The sequence below is a fragment of the Gracilibacillus lacisalsi DSM 19029 genome (assembly GCF_000377765.1).
GTDB classification, from domain to species: Bacteria; Bacillota; Bacilli; order Bacillales; family Amphibacillaceae; genus Gracilibacillus; species Gracilibacillus lacisalsi.
Window position 1 is genome coordinate 311,329 of sequence record NZ_KB898664.1, and the last position, 16,518, is coordinate 327,846.

A 16,518-nucleotide genomic window follows, 5' to 3' on the forward strand; every position below is an offset into this window, starting at 1 on the left:
ATTAAGAGAAAGAGGAAAAGGGCATTACGTAGCTGTTGGCGCCGTAGCCAGAAAGCTAACACATATTATTTTCGCCATATTACGAGATAACAAGCCATATGAACCACATGTTAAGTAAATAAAATTCGAACATACTTTCCCTTGAAACACCTCTCACATGAGGTGTATTTTCGCATGTCTTTTTTTAAATGAAAAATAATTCTTTAAAAATTACATCTTTATGGTTGACTTTCCATAGCTGGTCTTTCCGTGGGGTTTGCCCTTCAGCTAACTTTTTCGAGCAGAAACCGCTCGAAAAAGTTAGCTGAAGGGCAAACAGGTCCCACAGGAGTGGAAGTGGGCGGCCTTCGTTAAGATATACTCTGCAACACTTATCCGAAATCAGCCAGTCGATTTCTCCACCATATGTAGCAGAATTACATCCGATTAGCACTGTAACAAAACAGAAAAATATAGTATCATGATTTCATTTCTTACTATAATCAGAGAATAAAAATAGCGTAGGCAGAATACGGAGACTCCTGTGGGACTCACGAGAGCTGAAGATCCATTTTGTAAAGTGGTTTTCTTTGCAAAGTTAGCTAAAAACCGCCCACGGGAAAGCGCAGTATTCTGCCGGAGCGTATGGCAGTACTCATCAAATTCAGTACGGAAGAGAGCAAATCCATGTCCAGTTATTTCGCAGTATATGTATTTTGTACTGTTATTATATAAAGGAAAAACCCTGTAACTTTGGTGAGTTACAGGGTTAGTCGTTCATGTTTTGTAGTCGGTCGAAGAATAGGTCAGCTTCCTGTTCTACATCGATTTCGTTAATATCTTCTGGTAACGGTGGTAAATCATCAATAGAACTTAAGCCAAAATAAGTTAAAAACTCGATAGTTGTCCCAAACAAGATTGGTCTCCCTACACCTTCTTTACGACCTACTTCCTCAATTAATGCTCTGGAGATAAGGGTTTGTAATGGTCGTTCACTTTTCACACCGCGAATTTGTTCAATTTCCGTCCTGGTAATTGGTTGCAAATAGGCGATAATTGCTAGTGTTTCTAAGGCTGCTTGAGATAGCTTAGCATGCACTTTCGCTTCTTTCAATTTCGTAAAATATTCACTATGCTCTGGCTTTGTAGTTAAAAATAGCACTTGTTGTGATTCCATTAACATAATGCCTCGTTTAGCATGTTCATATTCAAACTTTAACTCATTAATTAAATGATCAGCCATATCTTTATCTAAATCTAACACTTTTCGCAGTTCTTTCTTATGTATCCCTTCGTCTCCGGCAGCGAATATTAATCCTTCCATTATCGCCTTAATATCATTTATATCCAACTTGATAACCTCCATCAATCATTAATCATTAGGATTGGTAACGATATACGATCAATTCATCCAATTGTTTTTCCTGTTTACAATTTATCTTTCCTTGTTTCATCAATTCCAGTATCGCAATGAATGTCGCAACAATATATGTTCTTGTTTTAGTTGGGAAAAGTTGATAAAAAGAAATAGGATGTTCGAATTCATCTAATTTCTCCATAATTTCATCCATCCGTTGATCAATTGGTATTTCTTGCCGTTGCACAGAGGTCTCCATTGGCCGGTTCCACTTTTTTCTTTCCAATACTTTTCCAATTGCTTCAATCATATCATATATATTGGCACCACCTTCAGGTAATGGATATGATTCTTCTTGCCCCATTTGCAGTGGTGGTCTTGTGTGTACTTGGCTTTGCTCTACTTCTCTTTCTTTAAGATGCTCCGCTGCTTCCTTATATTTTCGATATTCAATAAGACGTCGCATTAATTCTTCACGTGGATCTTCTTCATATTCTTCTTCAATTTCTACCGTTGGGTTAGGTAATAACAGTTTACTTTTGATTTCCAGTAATGTAGCTGCCATCACTAAATACTCACTAGCAATATTTAGCTCCAATTGTTGCATCGTATGGATATAAGCCATATATTGTGCGGTTATCTCTTTAACCGGAATGTCATAAATATCGATTTCATATTTATTAATAAGATGTAATAATAAATCTAATGGACCTTCAAATGTCTCTAATTTAACTTGATAATGGTCGGGCATAATGAATACCTCCAACATGAAAATAAAGATTTATAGGCTATTTCTTATAAACGCCTATACCATATAAATAAAATTGCATACATTAATGTTGAGAAATCAATTTTATAATTGATTAATTACATCTTTAGGAGGTTTGAAAATGGGATACTCATACGGCGGTGGCTTTGCTTTAATCGTTGTGTTGTTCATTCTTTTAATCATTGTTGGTGCAGCTTGGTTCTAGAATAAAGTTTACCATAGCTTATCACCAAATTGGTGATAAGCTTTTCTATTGGATAAAAAAATATACAATCCATACGGAAAAGAACCTTTGCTATTTCATGATTAGCAAAGGTTCTTTACGATTTTATTCATCCGTATTTGCATTGCATTTTTGTAGAAATTTTTCAGTTTGTTTATTTGCAATCACTTCATAAGTAGCACCATAATGTTTTTTTAAAGCATTGACCATTTTCTTTCCTATCCCCAAGTTGCGGTGGGATGGATTAACTGTTAAATGCTGAACAACTGCAGACTCGGATTCTTTATCCAGGTATACGCCAATTGCTCCTAGAACATCTTCTTCTTCTTTCCAAAGAAATAACTGCCAATCTTCATTTGATTCGTATTCTTTAATGGTATCTTGAAGTTTTGAAACTTCTTTTTCTTCGGGCATAAAGGAAAGTAAACCCATTGCTATTTTTTCAAATCTTTTTTTAAAGCGAATTAACATATTGAACCCCTCATTATTCATAACAATTCGTATATTGACATGTTATGTTTTCGTACAAAAGTCGTTACTATTAATCATTTCCAATTACTAGGAAGAAAATACAATCCCAAACCAATAATAACAACCCCACACAATACTTAAAATTAGTAAAACAAGAAAAAGTATACTATTTTTTCTACGCATATCTATCGTTCCTTCGAGTTCATAGAATATGAGCTTTCCTTCACTTACAATATTATATTCCCATTTGGATGTCAATCTTTATCTAATTATGGTAACTGAAGAAGTTGGTTTTATAATTCTGAAACGCGTACAGTTTTCATGGTATCTCCTTGACGGATACGAAGAACTGTATCCATTCCCTCTGTTACTTGACCAAATACAGTATGAACACCATCAAGGTGTGGTTGTGGCTCATGTACTAAGAAAAATTGGCTGCCACCAGTATCTTTCCCAGCATGTGCCATCGATAGTGAACCTGCTACATGCTTGTGCGGGTTGCCCTCTGTTTCACATTTTATTGTGTATCCAGGTCCCCCCATACCAGTCCCTGTCGGATCACCGCCTTGTGCAACGAAACCAGGAATTACACGATGAAAAATCACGCCATCGTAAAACTTATCATTTGCTAATTTTTCAAAGTTAGCTACCGTATTAGGAGCTTCTTCTTCAAATAACTCTATAACAATTTGTTCTCCATTTTCAAATTCTATTACTGCTTGTTTCATGTTTATCCTCCTATTCATATGACAAATCATTTTGGATCATATCTTTAAATGACTCTCGTTTAATAACTAGTTTATCTTGCCCATCTTCAACAAAAACTACAGCAGGTTTGGGAAAACGATTATAATGATTAGACATCGAGTATCCATAAGCTCCGGTTGATAAAACGGCAATAATATCATCCTGCGTGACTTTAGGTAATTCTATATCCCAAATCAGCATATCACCAGATTCACAACATTTTCCTGCAAGAGATATTTCTTCTTTATTCGTTCCATTGACATTATTGGCAATAACTGCATCATACTTGGCGTTATAAAGCGCTGGACGTAAATTGTCCGTCATGCCACCGTCAACGGACACATACTTTCTCACATTTGGTATTTCTTTGACCGACCCAATGGAATACAATGTTAATCCTGCATCTCCGACAATGGAACGACCAGGTTCTATCCAAATTTCAGGAAATGCCATCTCATTTTCATTTACTTGTTCGCGAATTTTATCAATTAAAGCTTTAACATAAGTTGAAAGTGGCAAAGGATCATCTTCAGCTGTGTACCTAATACCAAATCCACCGCCAACATTTAATACTTCCGATTCAAAATTATAACGATCTTTCCACCCTTTCAACGTTTGAAAAAGTCTTTCAATCGCCATTGTAAATCCATCTGTTTCAAATATTTGTGATCCAATATGACAATGTAGTCCTTTTACATGGATCTCATCAATTTTCATTAATTTCTGTAAAGCTTCTTCAGCTTGACCATTTGTTAAATCAAAACCGAATTTTGAATCTTCATTTCCAGTTAAAATATAATTATGTGTATGTGCTTCAATTCCAGGGGTAACTCTAATTAAAACATCCATCTTTTTATTCTGTTCTTTTAAAACATGCGCTAATAAATCTATTTCATAAAAATTATCGACAACAATACAACCTATATTATATTCTACAGCCATCGAAATTTCATCGATATTTTTATTATTCCCATGCATATGAATTTTTTCAACAGGAAAATCTGCTTGCAATGCTGTATATAACTCACCTTGAGATACGACATCTAAGCTTAAATTCTCTTGTTTAGCAACCTGCACCATCGCTACAGATGAAAATGCTTTACTCGCATATGCAACCTGTGCTTGCACACCTTCTTCTTTAAATGTATCTACAAAGGCTCTTGCATTTTCACGAATTTTATTGACATCATACACGAATAGTGGAGTACCGTATTTTTTAGTAAGATCAACTGCATCCAAGCCACCAATTGTTAAATGGCCATCGCCATTCACTGCAAACGGATGTAACATCTTGAACCCTCGCCTTCTCTCTAGCTTCTACCTCTATTCATCAAACAAAAATCCCTTATCCCCATCTTTCTTAAAGAAGACAGGTAGACAAGGGATAAAAGAATTCCCATTTCTACAAAATCTAACAAAGTATAAAGATAATTTATCACAGGCTTATCTCCAGTTCAAGTGTTTACAATTAAGATTATGCTTGTTTTTGATTATTTTTAGGTTTCACTATACTAGGTCTTGTTTTAGACAATGGCATCGACACCCGGAATAAAATTTGCCATAGGGCTTTGTCGTTAAAAGGCAGAAATGGCCATAAATATGGCGTTTGTAAGGATCTCGTCGAAATCAATAGCAAGAGAAAAATCGTCAGTCCAATAACTAGTCCTTTCACTTGAAAGATAAAAGTTAAAATAATTAAAATAATTCTTGCCATTTTATTTGCGACACTTAATTCATAACTCGGTGTGGCAAATGTCCCAACTGCACTTATCGCAACATATAAAATGACTTCTGCACTAAATAAGCCTACATCTATCGCAATTTCCCCGATTAATACCGCTGCAATCAAGCCCATCGCAGTTGATAAAGGCGTTGGTGTATGTATGGCTGCCATCCGCAAAAATTCGATACCAATATCTGCTAATAATATTTGGACAATGATTGGCACGTTCCCTGTTTCATTGGGACCGATAAATTGTAAATTATCAGGTAATAGTGATGGGTCTATCACTAATAATAACCAAAGTGGTAATAAAAATAAGGAAGCAAAAATCCCGATGAACCTGATCCAGCGGACAAATGTACCTACTGCTGGAGATTCTCGGTATTCTTCAGCGTGCTGCACATGATGAAAATACGTAGTTGGCATAATTATCATACTTGGGGATGTGTCAACCATTATGAGAACATGTCCTTCAAATAAATGGGTAGCAGCTACGTCTGGTCTTTCTGTATATCTGACAAGTGGATAAGGGTTAAAGCCTTGTTGCACCAAATATTCTTCTATAGTCTTGTCGGCCATTGACAGCCCATCTACTTCAATTTGTTCTAATTCATTTTTAATTAAATCTACTAGACCTTTATCAGCTACATCTTGAATATAGGAGATACAAATATCTGTCTTAGATCGTTCACCAACTTGCATCATCTCATGACGTAGGCGTTCATCCCTTATCCGTCTTCTGGTTAGGGCAGTATTTTCAATAATATTTTCGGTATAGCCATCTCTAGAGCCTCGTATGACTTTCTCTGTATCAGGTTCCTCCGGTGACCTACCGGGATAGTGACGAACATCAACGATAAAGCACTCGTCTTGACCATCAACTAAGATAACAAGTAGTCCAGATAACATTTGATCGACTGCTTCATCCATTGTTTTCGCCTTTTCAACCTGTTGATGAACGATACGATTATTCAATACTTCATAAATTTCACTATTGTATTCTTCTTCATCATTAATGGAAATTAGCTTTTTCATTACTTCAATCACAAAGTCAGTATCAACTAAGCCAGTAACATAATATAACTGGATTTTCTTCTCAAAAATAGTCAGTTCACGAAATCCGACATCAAAAGATACATCAATACCTAGCCTTGTTTCCATGTATTCTTGATTCTTTTTTAGTAACTTATTAACTGGTGTTTTATTTTTCTTTTTATTCATAATGAACTCCTTCTCTAAAAAATATCTACGAAGATGATCCAATGAAACAAAGACCCGGTTATTTTACCGATCACAATTGCCATTAATAACCATAGTAATTCTTTATCTATCCCTAATCTTTTCATCAAAATTGGAAAAACATTTAATACTTCTGTTAATGCAGCAGCCAACATTCCAATAAAAATACCGTGTAATAACCCCCAGAAACCTAAGATGTAAACTGGAAGGTTCAACGTCCACTCTGTGAAGGATAAATATGTACCTAGTAAGGCACCAACGATAACACTTGCTTGATAATGTTTCATCCAGTCAATTGATTTACTTAGCTGGACTAATCTCGGTATAATTCCTAATACAGTTAAAAAAGCTACAAAGCCCGCACCTACCATTAGCCCTGATCCAAATCCTATTGCGATTTCCACTACAATATATACTATTTCACGAGTCATTGCGCTTATTTAGAACATTCTCATGATATATTAAATAATGATCAAGGTCCTGTTGATAGTTAAACATTTCAACTTCTAACGGGCTTGGTTCTTCATTGAAACGTTTTTTGAAAATATGGTTAAAGAAAAGGATCATCCCTAAGCCTAAACCGATTGAATAGGGAATTTGAATCCATAGTGGTTTATTCTGTTGTTCCCCTGTTAACAAGAAATACAACCCTTGATGTACCTCTTCCATACTGACATCATAATGGAAATTCATAATCGCCATTGCAGAACCAATGCAAAGAAGTAGCCAGATTAACAGGATTAAAAAGATATTAGCTTTTTTGTCATTTTTTTTAATCTCTACAATTACTTGATTTGAGCCTAACAATTCAACACTAAGGAAAGGATAAGTTTCTACTAGGGTATCTAATAAATGGAAACCATCAATAACAGAAACATTTTGATCTTTCTCTGTAATTTGATAAATTTTTAAAGTTTTTAATTCTTTCAGATAATCAATATTTCCGGTGATAAAGGCAATATCGTTTAAAGTAATTAAATGTTGTTTATCCACTTCAATCTTTTTTTTGAGTCGTATATATACTTTTTCTTCCTGCACATTACATCATCCTTTAACTTTTAGCTTGCTTGTGAGGAAAATGGTGTTCTTAGTATAAGTTGATTTTAAATATTCATTCATAACAGCACAGAAAAACAACACACTCTATTTAGAAATGTAGGTACATCCTGCGAAGTAATGAAAATACTGTTTGTTCGAAACTAAATGCACAGTCGCCTATGTAGTAATTTTGATATATATCGTGATCATAACCGCCACTCCGGGTGCCCACTTCCCTTTCCGTGGGGTTTACCCTTCAGCTAACTTTTTCGAGCAAAAACCGCTCGAAAAAGTGGATCTTCAGGTCAAACAGGTCCCACAAGAGTGGAAGTGGGCGGCCTTCGTTAAGATATGCTCCATAACACTAATCCAAAATCAACCAGTCGATTTCTCCAACATATATAGCATAAGTTCTAGTATGCTACAGGGGCATTCACAGCCGATTAACACTGTAACAAAACAGAAAAGTTTAGTTCCATGAGTTCATTTCTTTCTATAATCAGAGAACAAAAATAGCGTAGGCAGAATACGGAGACTCCTGTGGGAACTCACGCGTGCCGAAGATCCACTTGGTAAAGTGCTTTTCTTTACCAAGTTAGCTGAGGACGTGCCCACGGAAAGCGGAGTATTCTGCCGGAGCGGTTTGTCTCACTCTCTAAGTCAAGAATGGAAGAGAGCAAATACAAAGTTACTTCTTAGTTTATGAATATTTGTAAATTTTCCATAAAAAAAGACTATCCCGGAGGATAATCTTAATTTGTGATTTCTTCTTTTATTTTTTCTAATATTTTCTTTTCTATTCGGGAAACCTGAACTTGTGATATTCCCAGTCGGTTTGCAACCTCTGTTTGGGTTTTATCCTTATAATATCTTAAGTATACAATCAACCGCTCTCGTTCATCTAGATCTTTAATAACCTGTTCCATCGTCATTTTATCAAACCAATTGTCATTGACGTCTGCAATCTGATCCAGTAACGTAATAGGATCACCGTCATTTTCATACACGGTTTCATGAATGGATTGCGGTTTCTTTGTCGCTTCTTGCGCATGGATGATATCTTCAGGCGTAAGATCTAGCTTTTCCGCAATTTCTTGCACTGTCGGGGCTCGAGCGAGTTCTTTGGTTAGCTCATCTGTTACCCTTCTTATCTTATTGCCAATTTCTTTTAAGGAACGACTAACCTTTACTGTTCCATCGTCTCGTATGAAACGTTGGATTTCACCAATAATCATCGGTACAGCATAAGTGGAGAATTTGACATCGTATTCTAAGTCGAATTTATCAATTGACTTTAGTAAACCGATGCAACCAATTTGAAACAAATCATCTTGATCATAACCTCTATTGAGAAAACGCTGAACAACAGACCAAACGAGGCGAATATTTTTCTCTACCAATAATGATCTTGCTTCCTCATCTCCTTGTTGACTTAACTGGATATACCTCTTTACATCTTTATCATCTAAAGGCGATGCGTTAGACATTTGTGTTTTCATAGGCATCACCTAATTACACATGGTTTTGCTAGTTTGAAAATCTTTTGTCATTCTCACCTTTGTGCCTTCTCCTGGATGTGAAATAATTTCGACTTTATCCATGAAGTTTTCCATAATCGTAAAACCCATTCCTGACCGCTCAAGTTCTGGTTTAGAGGTATATAGTGGTTCTTTCGCTAAATCGATATTATCAATTCCCATTCCTTCATCCTCAATTAAAATGGATAATGTCTGATCAGTTAAGGAACAAGAGATATAGACGTATTGGTTTGGGTCCTCTTCGTAACCATGAATAATAGCATTAGTTACTGCTTCCGAAACAACAGTTTTGATTTCTGTTAATTCGTCCATATTTGGATCAATTTGTGATACAAATGCAGCAACTGAAACTCTAGCAAATGCCTCATTTTCACTGACACTTCTAAACTTTAATTCCATTGCATTATTCATGATGCCACCCCCAAACTGGAAAGAGCAAAATCTTCATTTGACTCTAGCCTAACAATTTTGAATAATCCCGACATATTAAATAACCTTTTTACTGCTGGGTTGACAGAACAAACAATCATTTCTCCTCCTAATTGCTTTACTTCCTTATAACGCCCTAATACAACCCCTAAACCTGAACTGTCCATAAAATGTAAGGCATCAAGATTTAAAATGACGTGCTTAATCCCCTCTTGATGCAGGCGATCTTGCCATTCTATTTTTAATCGAGCAGCAGAATGGTGATCTAGTTCACCATCCAATCGGACGATTAATACATCTTCGACTACAGTAAATTGAGTCTGTAATTGCATATATTTCCCTCCCAGTTTTTTTCTATATTACTTTTTTCTATATCTCTCATCCCTAATCCTGCTAATTGACAAAACTAGAACGAAATCGTCTAAATAAGCTTATATTCGACCTATTCTTTTCTTTTCATTAAAAGAATGATTGAAATGTTCGTTTAAACAGCTGAAGTACATTAGCATGCTTAATATCTTCTAATACAATTAAATCTGTTTCACTAATAATGTCTTCTCCCTCTACCACTTGGAGCTTACCAACCATTGTTCCTTTTTCTAGCGGTAACTCTACATCTTGATTAATTTTTATTTTCGTATCGATTTCATCTAAATTGGTTCCTTTAGGATAAAGAATCGATACTGAGTCGTTGGTAACAACATCCACCTTCTGTTTATTTGCTTTTAACCATTCGAATGACGTCACAGCCTGATTTTTCTCATATAATGGCTTTGTTTCGAATTTCGCATAAGCATAATCTAACAATTGGCTTACATCACTATTTCGATCTTTCGTACTTTCTGCTCCCATAACAACAGCTATAGTTCTCATACCATTTTTCTCTGCAGTTGCCGTCAAACAATATTTCGCTTCGTTTGTGTATCCTGTTTTCAGACCATCTACACCTTCATAGAAACGAACTAGTTTATTGGTGTTAACAAGCCAAAACTCATCTTCAGTGTCTTTACGCAAATAATCCTCATAAATACTTGTGTAATGTGTAATATCCTCGTACTTTAGTAACTCCTTAGCCATAATCGCCATATCATGAGCAGTACTATAATGATTTTCTGCAGGTAAGCCAGTTGAATTTTGGAAATTAGTAGATTTAAGCCCCAATTCTTCAACTTTTTCGTTCATCATTTCCACAAAAACTTGCTCACTGCCAGCAATTCTTTCTGCCATTGCCACACTAGCATCATTACCTGATGCAATAGCAATACCCTTTAACAAGTCATCTACTGACATTTCTTCTCCAGCTTCTAGGAAGATTTGTGATCCCCCCATTGATGCAGCATTTTCACTGACTCTGACTTGTTCATCTAAGGATAATTCCCCCTTTTCAATAGCTTCCATAATAAGTAGCATAGTCATAATTTTAGTCATACTAGCTGGTGGTAATTCTTCGTTAGAATTTTTATCATATAATATATTACCTGTATCACGCTCAATAAGTATCGCTGATTTCGAATTTGTGGCTAAATCTAATGATTCACTTTCACTTACTTCACTTGATACGTGATTTTCTTCATGGTGAGCAAATACGTTTCCTTGACTGACCACCACCATACTTATAACAATGAGTATCATTATGCTTATTCTTTTCAACATCTTCACCTCCGATTTATAACATTTCTATTTTTTCCAAAATAATCTAAAAGTATAACTTGTACTTTGAAATATTTTAAAAAAGACAGCAAAAAAGATAGCGAACATCGTCGCTATCTTTTCTACTCCCTATTTTATGACTTCATAAATCATTTTTTGGCGGGTTGCTTTTTCAGGTTTTATCGTATAAGCATTTTTTACAATAGAGATGATTTGTTCGACATCTTCTTGATCACTGTTTAATATAGCTAAAGTATCGCCTTGGTCTACATAATCACCGATCTTCTTTTGGAGGGTAATGCCAACCCCGTGATGAATAGCATCATCCTTGGTTGCTCTTCCAGCACCTAGATGCATAGCAGCCACCCCTATTTCATCTGCCTCCATTTCATGTATATAGCCGCCTTGATCAGCTTTCACTTCCATGTGATAAGATGATCCAGGGAGTTGAGACAGGTCTTTAATAACAGTTATATCACCGCCTTGTGCTTCTATAAAGTCCATAAAGTATTGTAACGCGTCACCGTTATCGATTAAGCTTTCTAATGATTGGGTTGCCTCTGAATAATCCTGATACACACCAGCTAATATTGTCATATGAGCCGCAAGTTCAATTGCTAATTCTCGAAGATCTTCTATTCGTTTTCCTTGTAATACTTCAACTGCTTCTTTTACTTCATTAGCATTTCCGATCTCATATCCTAACGGTTGATTCATGTCACTGATCACGGCAACGGTTTGTCTGTCTAATTGTTTACCGATCGTTACCATTTCTTTCGCTAATCGTTTAGAATCTTGCAATGATTTCATAAAAGCCCCTGAACCTGTTTTAACATCCAGGACAATACTGTCAGCTCCTGAAGCAATTTTTTTACTCATGATCGAACTTGCGATTAATGGAATTGAATCAACTGTTGCTGTAACATCTCGCAAAGCATATAATTTCTTATCAGCTGGAGCTAAATTACCCGTTTGGCCAACTACAGATAACTTGAATTTATTGACATTATCAATAAATTGTTGGTTTGTTAATTCGACCTTAAAGCCAGGTATGGATTCTAACTTATCTATAGTCCCTCCTGTATGACCTAACCCTCTTCCCGACATCTTTGCTACTGGGATACCTGCTGCAGCAACTAAAGGACCAACGATAAAAGTTGTCTTATCACCGACACCACCAGTTGAATGCTTATCTACTTTGTGACCTTTAATCGGGCTCAAGTCAATAATATCACCGGATTCAACCATGTTTTTTGTTAAGGATGCAGTTTCTTCTTGTGTCATACCTTGATAATAGATTGCCATCATCAATGCAGACACTTGATAATCGGGAATATTTTCTTTCATATACTCTTTGATAAAGAAAGAAATTTCTTGTTCTGTTAACGTTTCACCATTTCGCTTTTTGGCGATAATATCAACCATTCTCATTCCAATCACCTCTTTTTGAAGTCATTTACACAATTACTCTTTTACTATTCTTCCATTTTCTTAGCAGTCAAGGTTCAACCTAAAGGAAAAACTCGGACTAGCCTTTCTTTTATGAATCCCTATTAAAGGGAGACAATTTAGAAGTTAGAAAATCTTATTTTATATCACTCAAAAAACTCTTACCATATTGAGGACGTTTCACTTTAAAATTGTCCGCAATTGTAGCTCCAACATCAGCAAATGTTTCTCTTAATGGCAACTCTTTTCCTACATCTATCCCGTGATGATAAACAAGTAACGGTACATATTCTCTGGTATGGTCTGTTCCATGATGAGTAGGATCATTACCATGATCTGCTGTTATGATAAGTAAATCAGCTTCTTGTAATTTATCTAAGACTTCCGGTAAAAATTGATCAAACTTTTCTAGCGCTTCTGCATACCCATCTGGATTTCTTCTATGACCATATTTAGCATCAAAATCAACTAAATTTAAGAAATTCAGACCGTGAAACGATTTATCCATTGATTGTATAAATTTTTTGATCCCATCTTCATTATCTTCTGTTCGAATTGATTCCGTGACTCCTTCACCATCATAGATATCCGTAATTTTACCTAACGCAACAACATCATAGCCACCATCTTCCAAAGAGTTCATAACAGTATATCCAAAAGGTTTTAGGGCATAATCATGTCGATTAGCAGTCCGTTCGAAATGATCTGGCTCACCGACAAATGGTCTGGCAATTACACGCCCGATCATATATTTTTCGTCTAAAGTCAGTTCACGGCAAAACTCACAAATTTCATATAATTCTTTTACAGGAATTATTTCTTCATGGGCTGCAATTTGTAATACGGAATCAGCTGAAGTATAAATAATAAGATTTCCTGTTTCCATATGTTGTGGACCTAATTCCTTAATAATTTCTGTACCTGAAGCTGGTTTATTGCCAATTACTTTTCTTCCCGTTTTCTGTTCAATCGTTTCAATTAACTCTTCAGGAAATTGTTCAAATGTTCGAAAAGGAGTATCAATATAGAGGCCCATCATTTCCCAATGACCTGTCATTGTATCTTTTCCATTGGACGCTTCTTGCATTTTCGTATAATGAGCCTTTGGCTTAGCTGTCTTTTCTATGCCATTAATTTCCTTTATATTACTTAAACCCAGTTTTCCCATATGAGGCATATGCAATCCATTTCGATGTTCGGCAATGTGACCCAATGTATCAGCACCAATGTCATTAAAATCTGCCGCGTCAGGTGCTTCTCCTATACCTACAGAATCAAGTACAATTAAAAAAATTCGATTAAAAGTTGGCATGCTAATCCCTCCTATTCTTCCATACCCTCCCTATCAACGTAGTATGCCTCATATTAGTATATTCATTAATGAAATATGCATTGTTCCAGAATAATTGTTATGATAGAGGAACAAAAAAGAAGCTAAATCGATACACCTATGTAAACAAATAAATCGCCACGATGATAATCGTGACGATTTTAAGCTCTTGGATGATGTGTTTTATAAATATCTTTTAATCTAGATTTAGAAACATGTGTATAAATTTGAGTTGTAGATATATCTGCATGACCAAGCATTTCTTGGACTGCTCTTAAATCAGCACCATTCTCTAGCAGGTGTGTCGCAAAGGAATGGCGTAATGTATGTGGAGACAGCTCCTTTTCAATACCTGCATCTCTGGCAATCTCTTTAATAATCTTCCAAAACCCTTGACGTGACAATGGATTTCCATGATGGTTGACAAATACTGTTTCGGTTTGCTTTTTTTTAACTAAATCGTGTCTAGCAGATTGAATATATAAATCTAAAGCATCTTTAGCAATATCACCTAAAGGAACAATCCGTTCTTTAGATCCTTTCCCAAAGCAGCGAACAAATCCCATTGTTAAATGCAAATCGTTCATCTTTAAATTAATCAGTTCTGAAACACGCAACCCTGTTGCATAAAGGGTTTCTAACATTGCTTTGTTACGTATGGAATATTTATCTGTAGCCGGAATATTCAGTAATTTATCAATATCTTTTGCAGATAATACTTTTGGCAATTTTCGGTTTGCTTTTGGCGTTTCGATATGTAAGCTTGGATCCTCTTTTAGCTGATATTCTCTTATTAAAAATTGGTGAAATAGTCTTAATGTGGACAACATTCTTGCGATAGTAGCGGGTGATTTACCCTGGTCGTTCAACTGATACAAAAATTGCATAATATCACGACGACCAGCCTCGTTCCATTCCGTTAGTTCTCTTTCTTCCTTAAGAAAATGATAATACTTGAGAAGGTCTCGTTTATAAGCTTGCAAAGTATTATCAGATAATCCTCTTTCTATTTTTAAAAAGTGAAAAAACTCTTCTACTGGATATTGCATCTCATCCATGATTTATTCTCCCAATCGAAAAAAGATACTCAAACGCTCCCAAACATCGGGCTCTTCCTGCTGAAACACTTTTACAGCATTTCCTTGAGGATACTCATAGCGATCTAATTTTTCATACTCTTGATGTAACGCTTTGATCACATAATAAAACAAAATGGTACACAATACAAAAATAATAAAAAACTTCATCATTTCAAAAAAAATTTTTACAATGGAAGACATATGGCATTCTCCTAATAGAATAGACTCTATTAGAATTTATACCGATATTATATAAAAATATACCTATTTAGCGGATAATTTTTTTGCTTCACAATTTCGACAAATTCGATCTTGACATTTTTGACATATTCCATGGAATGTTAATCGGTGATCTTTGACAATAAATCCCCAATCAGTTTGAACAATTTGCTCGACTTCTTCCAACAAGTCATCCATTATTTCTTCTACTGAGCCACATTCCGTACAAACTAAATGATGATGGAAATGCTTTGCCCCTTCTTTGCGAAGATCGTAGCGAGAAACCCCATCACCAAAGTTAATTTTATCGACAATTTCTAATTCCGTTAATAATTCTAGAGTTCTATATACAGTTGCTAAACCTATTTCAGGTGATTTATCTTTTACTAATAAATAAACATCTTCCGCACTAAGATGGTCTTCTTCTCTTTCCAATAATACACGGACAGTTGCTTCACGCTGTGGAGTTAATTTATAACTTTGAGCGTGCAATTCCTTCTTAATACGGTCTAATCGGTGTTCCATAATGAAGACCTCCTTACATATGTACATTATAAATATTCCAATGTAAGGTGTCAATTAAAATAATTATAAAAAACGCAAATAAACTTTTATTTTTTAATAATTATTATCAATTAATAAATCTGTCAGATATTAATCTCATCGTTTCAAATGAAACAATCGATTCCAATAAAGCTGCTATGCTAACCACGATCATTAAGCAGATAAAAACAGCGGTATATCGGTAAAAAATCTGTAAAATCGGTTGTTTATAACGTCTCGAAAACATACTCTGTAACAAAGTTAATGAGAATATCATAGCGAAACTGCTAGCCATTATATAGATCGGAATGAGAATCAAGTTTTGTGGTGCTATTGCAGAGAATGAGAACAACAATCCTTTGATACCTAGTTGATTAACAAAAAAACCAACAGTAAATCCGATTGCTACTCCTTTTACAAATAATAACACCCAAATGATAGGTAATCCAATAACAGCTAATCCTAGGAAAAAAAGCAAAGATAGAAATTGAATGTGATAAAATATTGCATTTTGAAATAATGCTTGTTTCGATATATCTTCATCTTGTAAATAACCAAGAAAGAATCGTTCTAAATAAAAAAATAAATCTTCTTTTTGAACAAAATTCATACTGTTGACGATAATTGCGCCAAATATGATCCCGGTTATAAAAAGAATAATCGTAAATATATAGATGGTATGGTATTTTGCAAGATGATTGGAGATGGGTTTTCTGCTTTTTGGTAGTTTCAATT

Annotated in this window: 19 protein-coding genes and 1 pseudogene; 2 read left to right on the plus strand and 18 right to left on the minus strand. The window is 35.2% G+C overall.

The genetic code is table 11. The features are described from left to right. A pseudogene (locus tag D569_RS24815) lies at positions 1-118 on the plus strand (IS110 family transposase); the annotation flags it as partial. A gap of 630 nt (positions 119-748) precedes the next feature. Here the strand turns inward: D569_RS24815 and scpB are convergent. Further along, positions 749-1,330: an SMC-Scp complex subunit ScpB gene (gene scpB, locus D569_RS0106545; protein ID WP_018931609.1), complete on the minus strand. Its 582-nt coding sequence runs from the start codon at positions 1,328-1,330 to the stop codon at positions 749-751. A gap of 28 nt (positions 1,331-1,358) precedes the next feature. After that, positions 1,359-2,087 carry a segregation/condensation protein A gene (locus D569_RS0106550; protein WP_018931610.1) on the minus strand — a complete coding sequence of 243 codons (729 nt, stop codon included), beginning with the start codon at positions 2,085-2,087 and terminating at the stop codon, positions 1,359-1,361. A 139-nt stretch (positions 2,088-2,226) separates the two neighbouring features. Between D569_RS0106550 and D569_RS22630 the strand changes: the two genes are divergently transcribed. Then, positions 2,227-2,310 (plus strand): YjcZ family sporulation protein, encoded by an 84-nt coding sequence (locus D569_RS22630; protein WP_018931611.1) that lies wholly within the window; start codon positions 2,227-2,229, stop codon positions 2,308-2,310. 123 nt (positions 2,311-2,433) lie between these two features. On the opposite strand, the gene D569_RS0106560 is transcribed toward D569_RS22630, so the two are convergent. From D569_RS0106560 to spoIIM, 16 genes are all read right to left on the minus strand, one after another. Then, a complete protein-coding gene (locus D569_RS0106560; protein ID WP_018931612.1) occupies positions 2,434-2,799 on the minus strand; it encodes a GNAT family N-acetyltransferase in 366 nt (121 codons plus the stop codon). A 293-nt stretch (positions 2,800-3,092) separates the two neighbouring features. Continuing rightward, positions 3,093-3,527 carry a peptidylprolyl isomerase gene (locus D569_RS0106565; protein WP_018931613.1) on the minus strand — a complete coding sequence of 145 codons (435 nt, stop codon included), beginning with the start codon at positions 3,525-3,527 and terminating at the stop codon, positions 3,093-3,095. A gap of 10 nt (positions 3,528-3,537) precedes the next feature. Then, positions 3,538-4,836, minus strand: a complete 1,299-nt coding sequence (gene lysA / locus D569_RS0106570) for a diaminopimelate decarboxylase (RefSeq protein WP_018931614.1) — start codon at positions 4,834-4,836, stop codon at positions 3,538-3,540. A 184-nt stretch (positions 4,837-5,020) separates the two neighbouring features. Further along, positions 5,021-6,490 (minus strand): spore germination protein, encoded by a 1,470-nt coding sequence (locus D569_RS0106575; RefSeq protein WP_018931615.1) that lies wholly within the window; start codon positions 6,488-6,490, stop codon positions 5,021-5,023. Positions 6,491-6,504: 14 nt separating this feature from the next. Next, positions 6,505-6,939: a stage V sporulation protein AB gene (locus tag D569_RS0106580; protein ID WP_018931616.1), complete on the minus strand. Its 435-nt coding sequence runs from the start codon at positions 6,937-6,939 to the stop codon at positions 6,505-6,507. Then, on the minus strand, positions 6,929-7,546 hold the full coding sequence (locus tag D569_RS0106585; protein WP_018931617.1) for a stage V sporulation protein AA: 618 nt from the start codon (positions 7,544-7,546) through the stop codon (positions 6,929-6,931). Before D569_RS0106585 ends, D569_RS0106580 begins: the two co-directional genes overlap by 11 nt. Positions 7,547-8,298: 752 nt before the next feature. Continuing rightward, entirely contained in the window at positions 8,299-9,045 is a 747-nt protein-coding gene (gene sigF / locus D569_RS0106595) for an RNA polymerase sporulation sigma factor SigF (RefSeq protein ID WP_018931618.1), read from the minus strand. Positions 9,046-9,054: 9 nt separating this feature from the next. Next, positions 9,055-9,495, minus strand: coding sequence for an anti-sigma F factor (gene spoIIAB / locus D569_RS0106600; protein ID WP_018931619.1), 441 nt, complete (start codon positions 9,493-9,495; stop codon positions 9,055-9,057). Further along, the gene (gene spoIIAA / locus D569_RS0106605) at positions 9,492-9,845 is read right to left on the minus strand and encodes an anti-sigma F factor antagonist (RefSeq protein WP_018931620.1); all 354 of its coding nucleotides are present in this window, start codon (positions 9,843-9,845) and stop codon (positions 9,492-9,494) included. The genes spoIIAB and spoIIAA overlap by 4 nt, the downstream gene beginning before the upstream one ends. 127 nt (positions 9,846-9,972) lie before the next feature. Then, a complete protein-coding gene (locus D569_RS0106610) occupies positions 9,973-11,166 on the minus strand; it encodes a D-alanyl-D-alanine carboxypeptidase family protein (RefSeq protein ID WP_018931621.1) in 1,194 nt (397 codons plus the stop codon). Between the two features lie 126 nt (positions 11,167-11,292). Continuing rightward, the gene (locus D569_RS0106615) at positions 11,293-12,594 is read right to left on the minus strand and encodes a pyrimidine-nucleoside phosphorylase (RefSeq protein WP_018931622.1); all 1,302 of its coding nucleotides are present in this window, start codon (positions 12,592-12,594) and stop codon (positions 11,293-11,295) included. A gap of 154 nt (positions 12,595-12,748) precedes the next feature. Further along, positions 12,749-13,924, minus strand: a complete 1,176-nt coding sequence (gene deoB, locus D569_RS0106620; RefSeq protein WP_018931623.1) for a phosphopentomutase — start codon at positions 13,922-13,924, stop codon at positions 12,749-12,751. Positions 13,925-14,103: 179 nt separating this feature from the next. Next, complete coding sequence (gene xerD / locus D569_RS0106625) at positions 14,104-14,991, minus strand: site-specific tyrosine recombinase XerD (RefSeq protein WP_026287244.1); 888 nt, start codon at positions 14,989-14,991, stop codon at positions 14,104-14,106. A 12-nt stretch (positions 14,992-15,003) separates the two neighbouring features. Next, positions 15,004-15,222, minus strand: coding sequence for a DUF4227 family protein (locus D569_RS0106630; RefSeq protein WP_018931625.1), 219 nt, complete (start codon positions 15,220-15,222; stop codon positions 15,004-15,006). Positions 15,223-15,285: 63 nt separating this feature from the next. Then, on the minus strand, positions 15,286-15,765 hold the full coding sequence (gene fur, locus D569_RS0106635) for a ferric iron uptake transcriptional regulator (protein WP_018931626.1): 480 nt from the start codon (positions 15,763-15,765) through the stop codon (positions 15,286-15,288). Between the two features lie 106 nt (positions 15,766-15,871). Next, complete coding sequence (spoIIM, locus tag D569_RS0106640; protein ID WP_018931627.1) at positions 15,872-16,516, minus strand: stage II sporulation protein M; 645 nt, start codon at positions 16,514-16,516, stop codon at positions 15,872-15,874. Between the last annotated feature and the right edge of the window lie 2 nt (positions 16,517-16,518).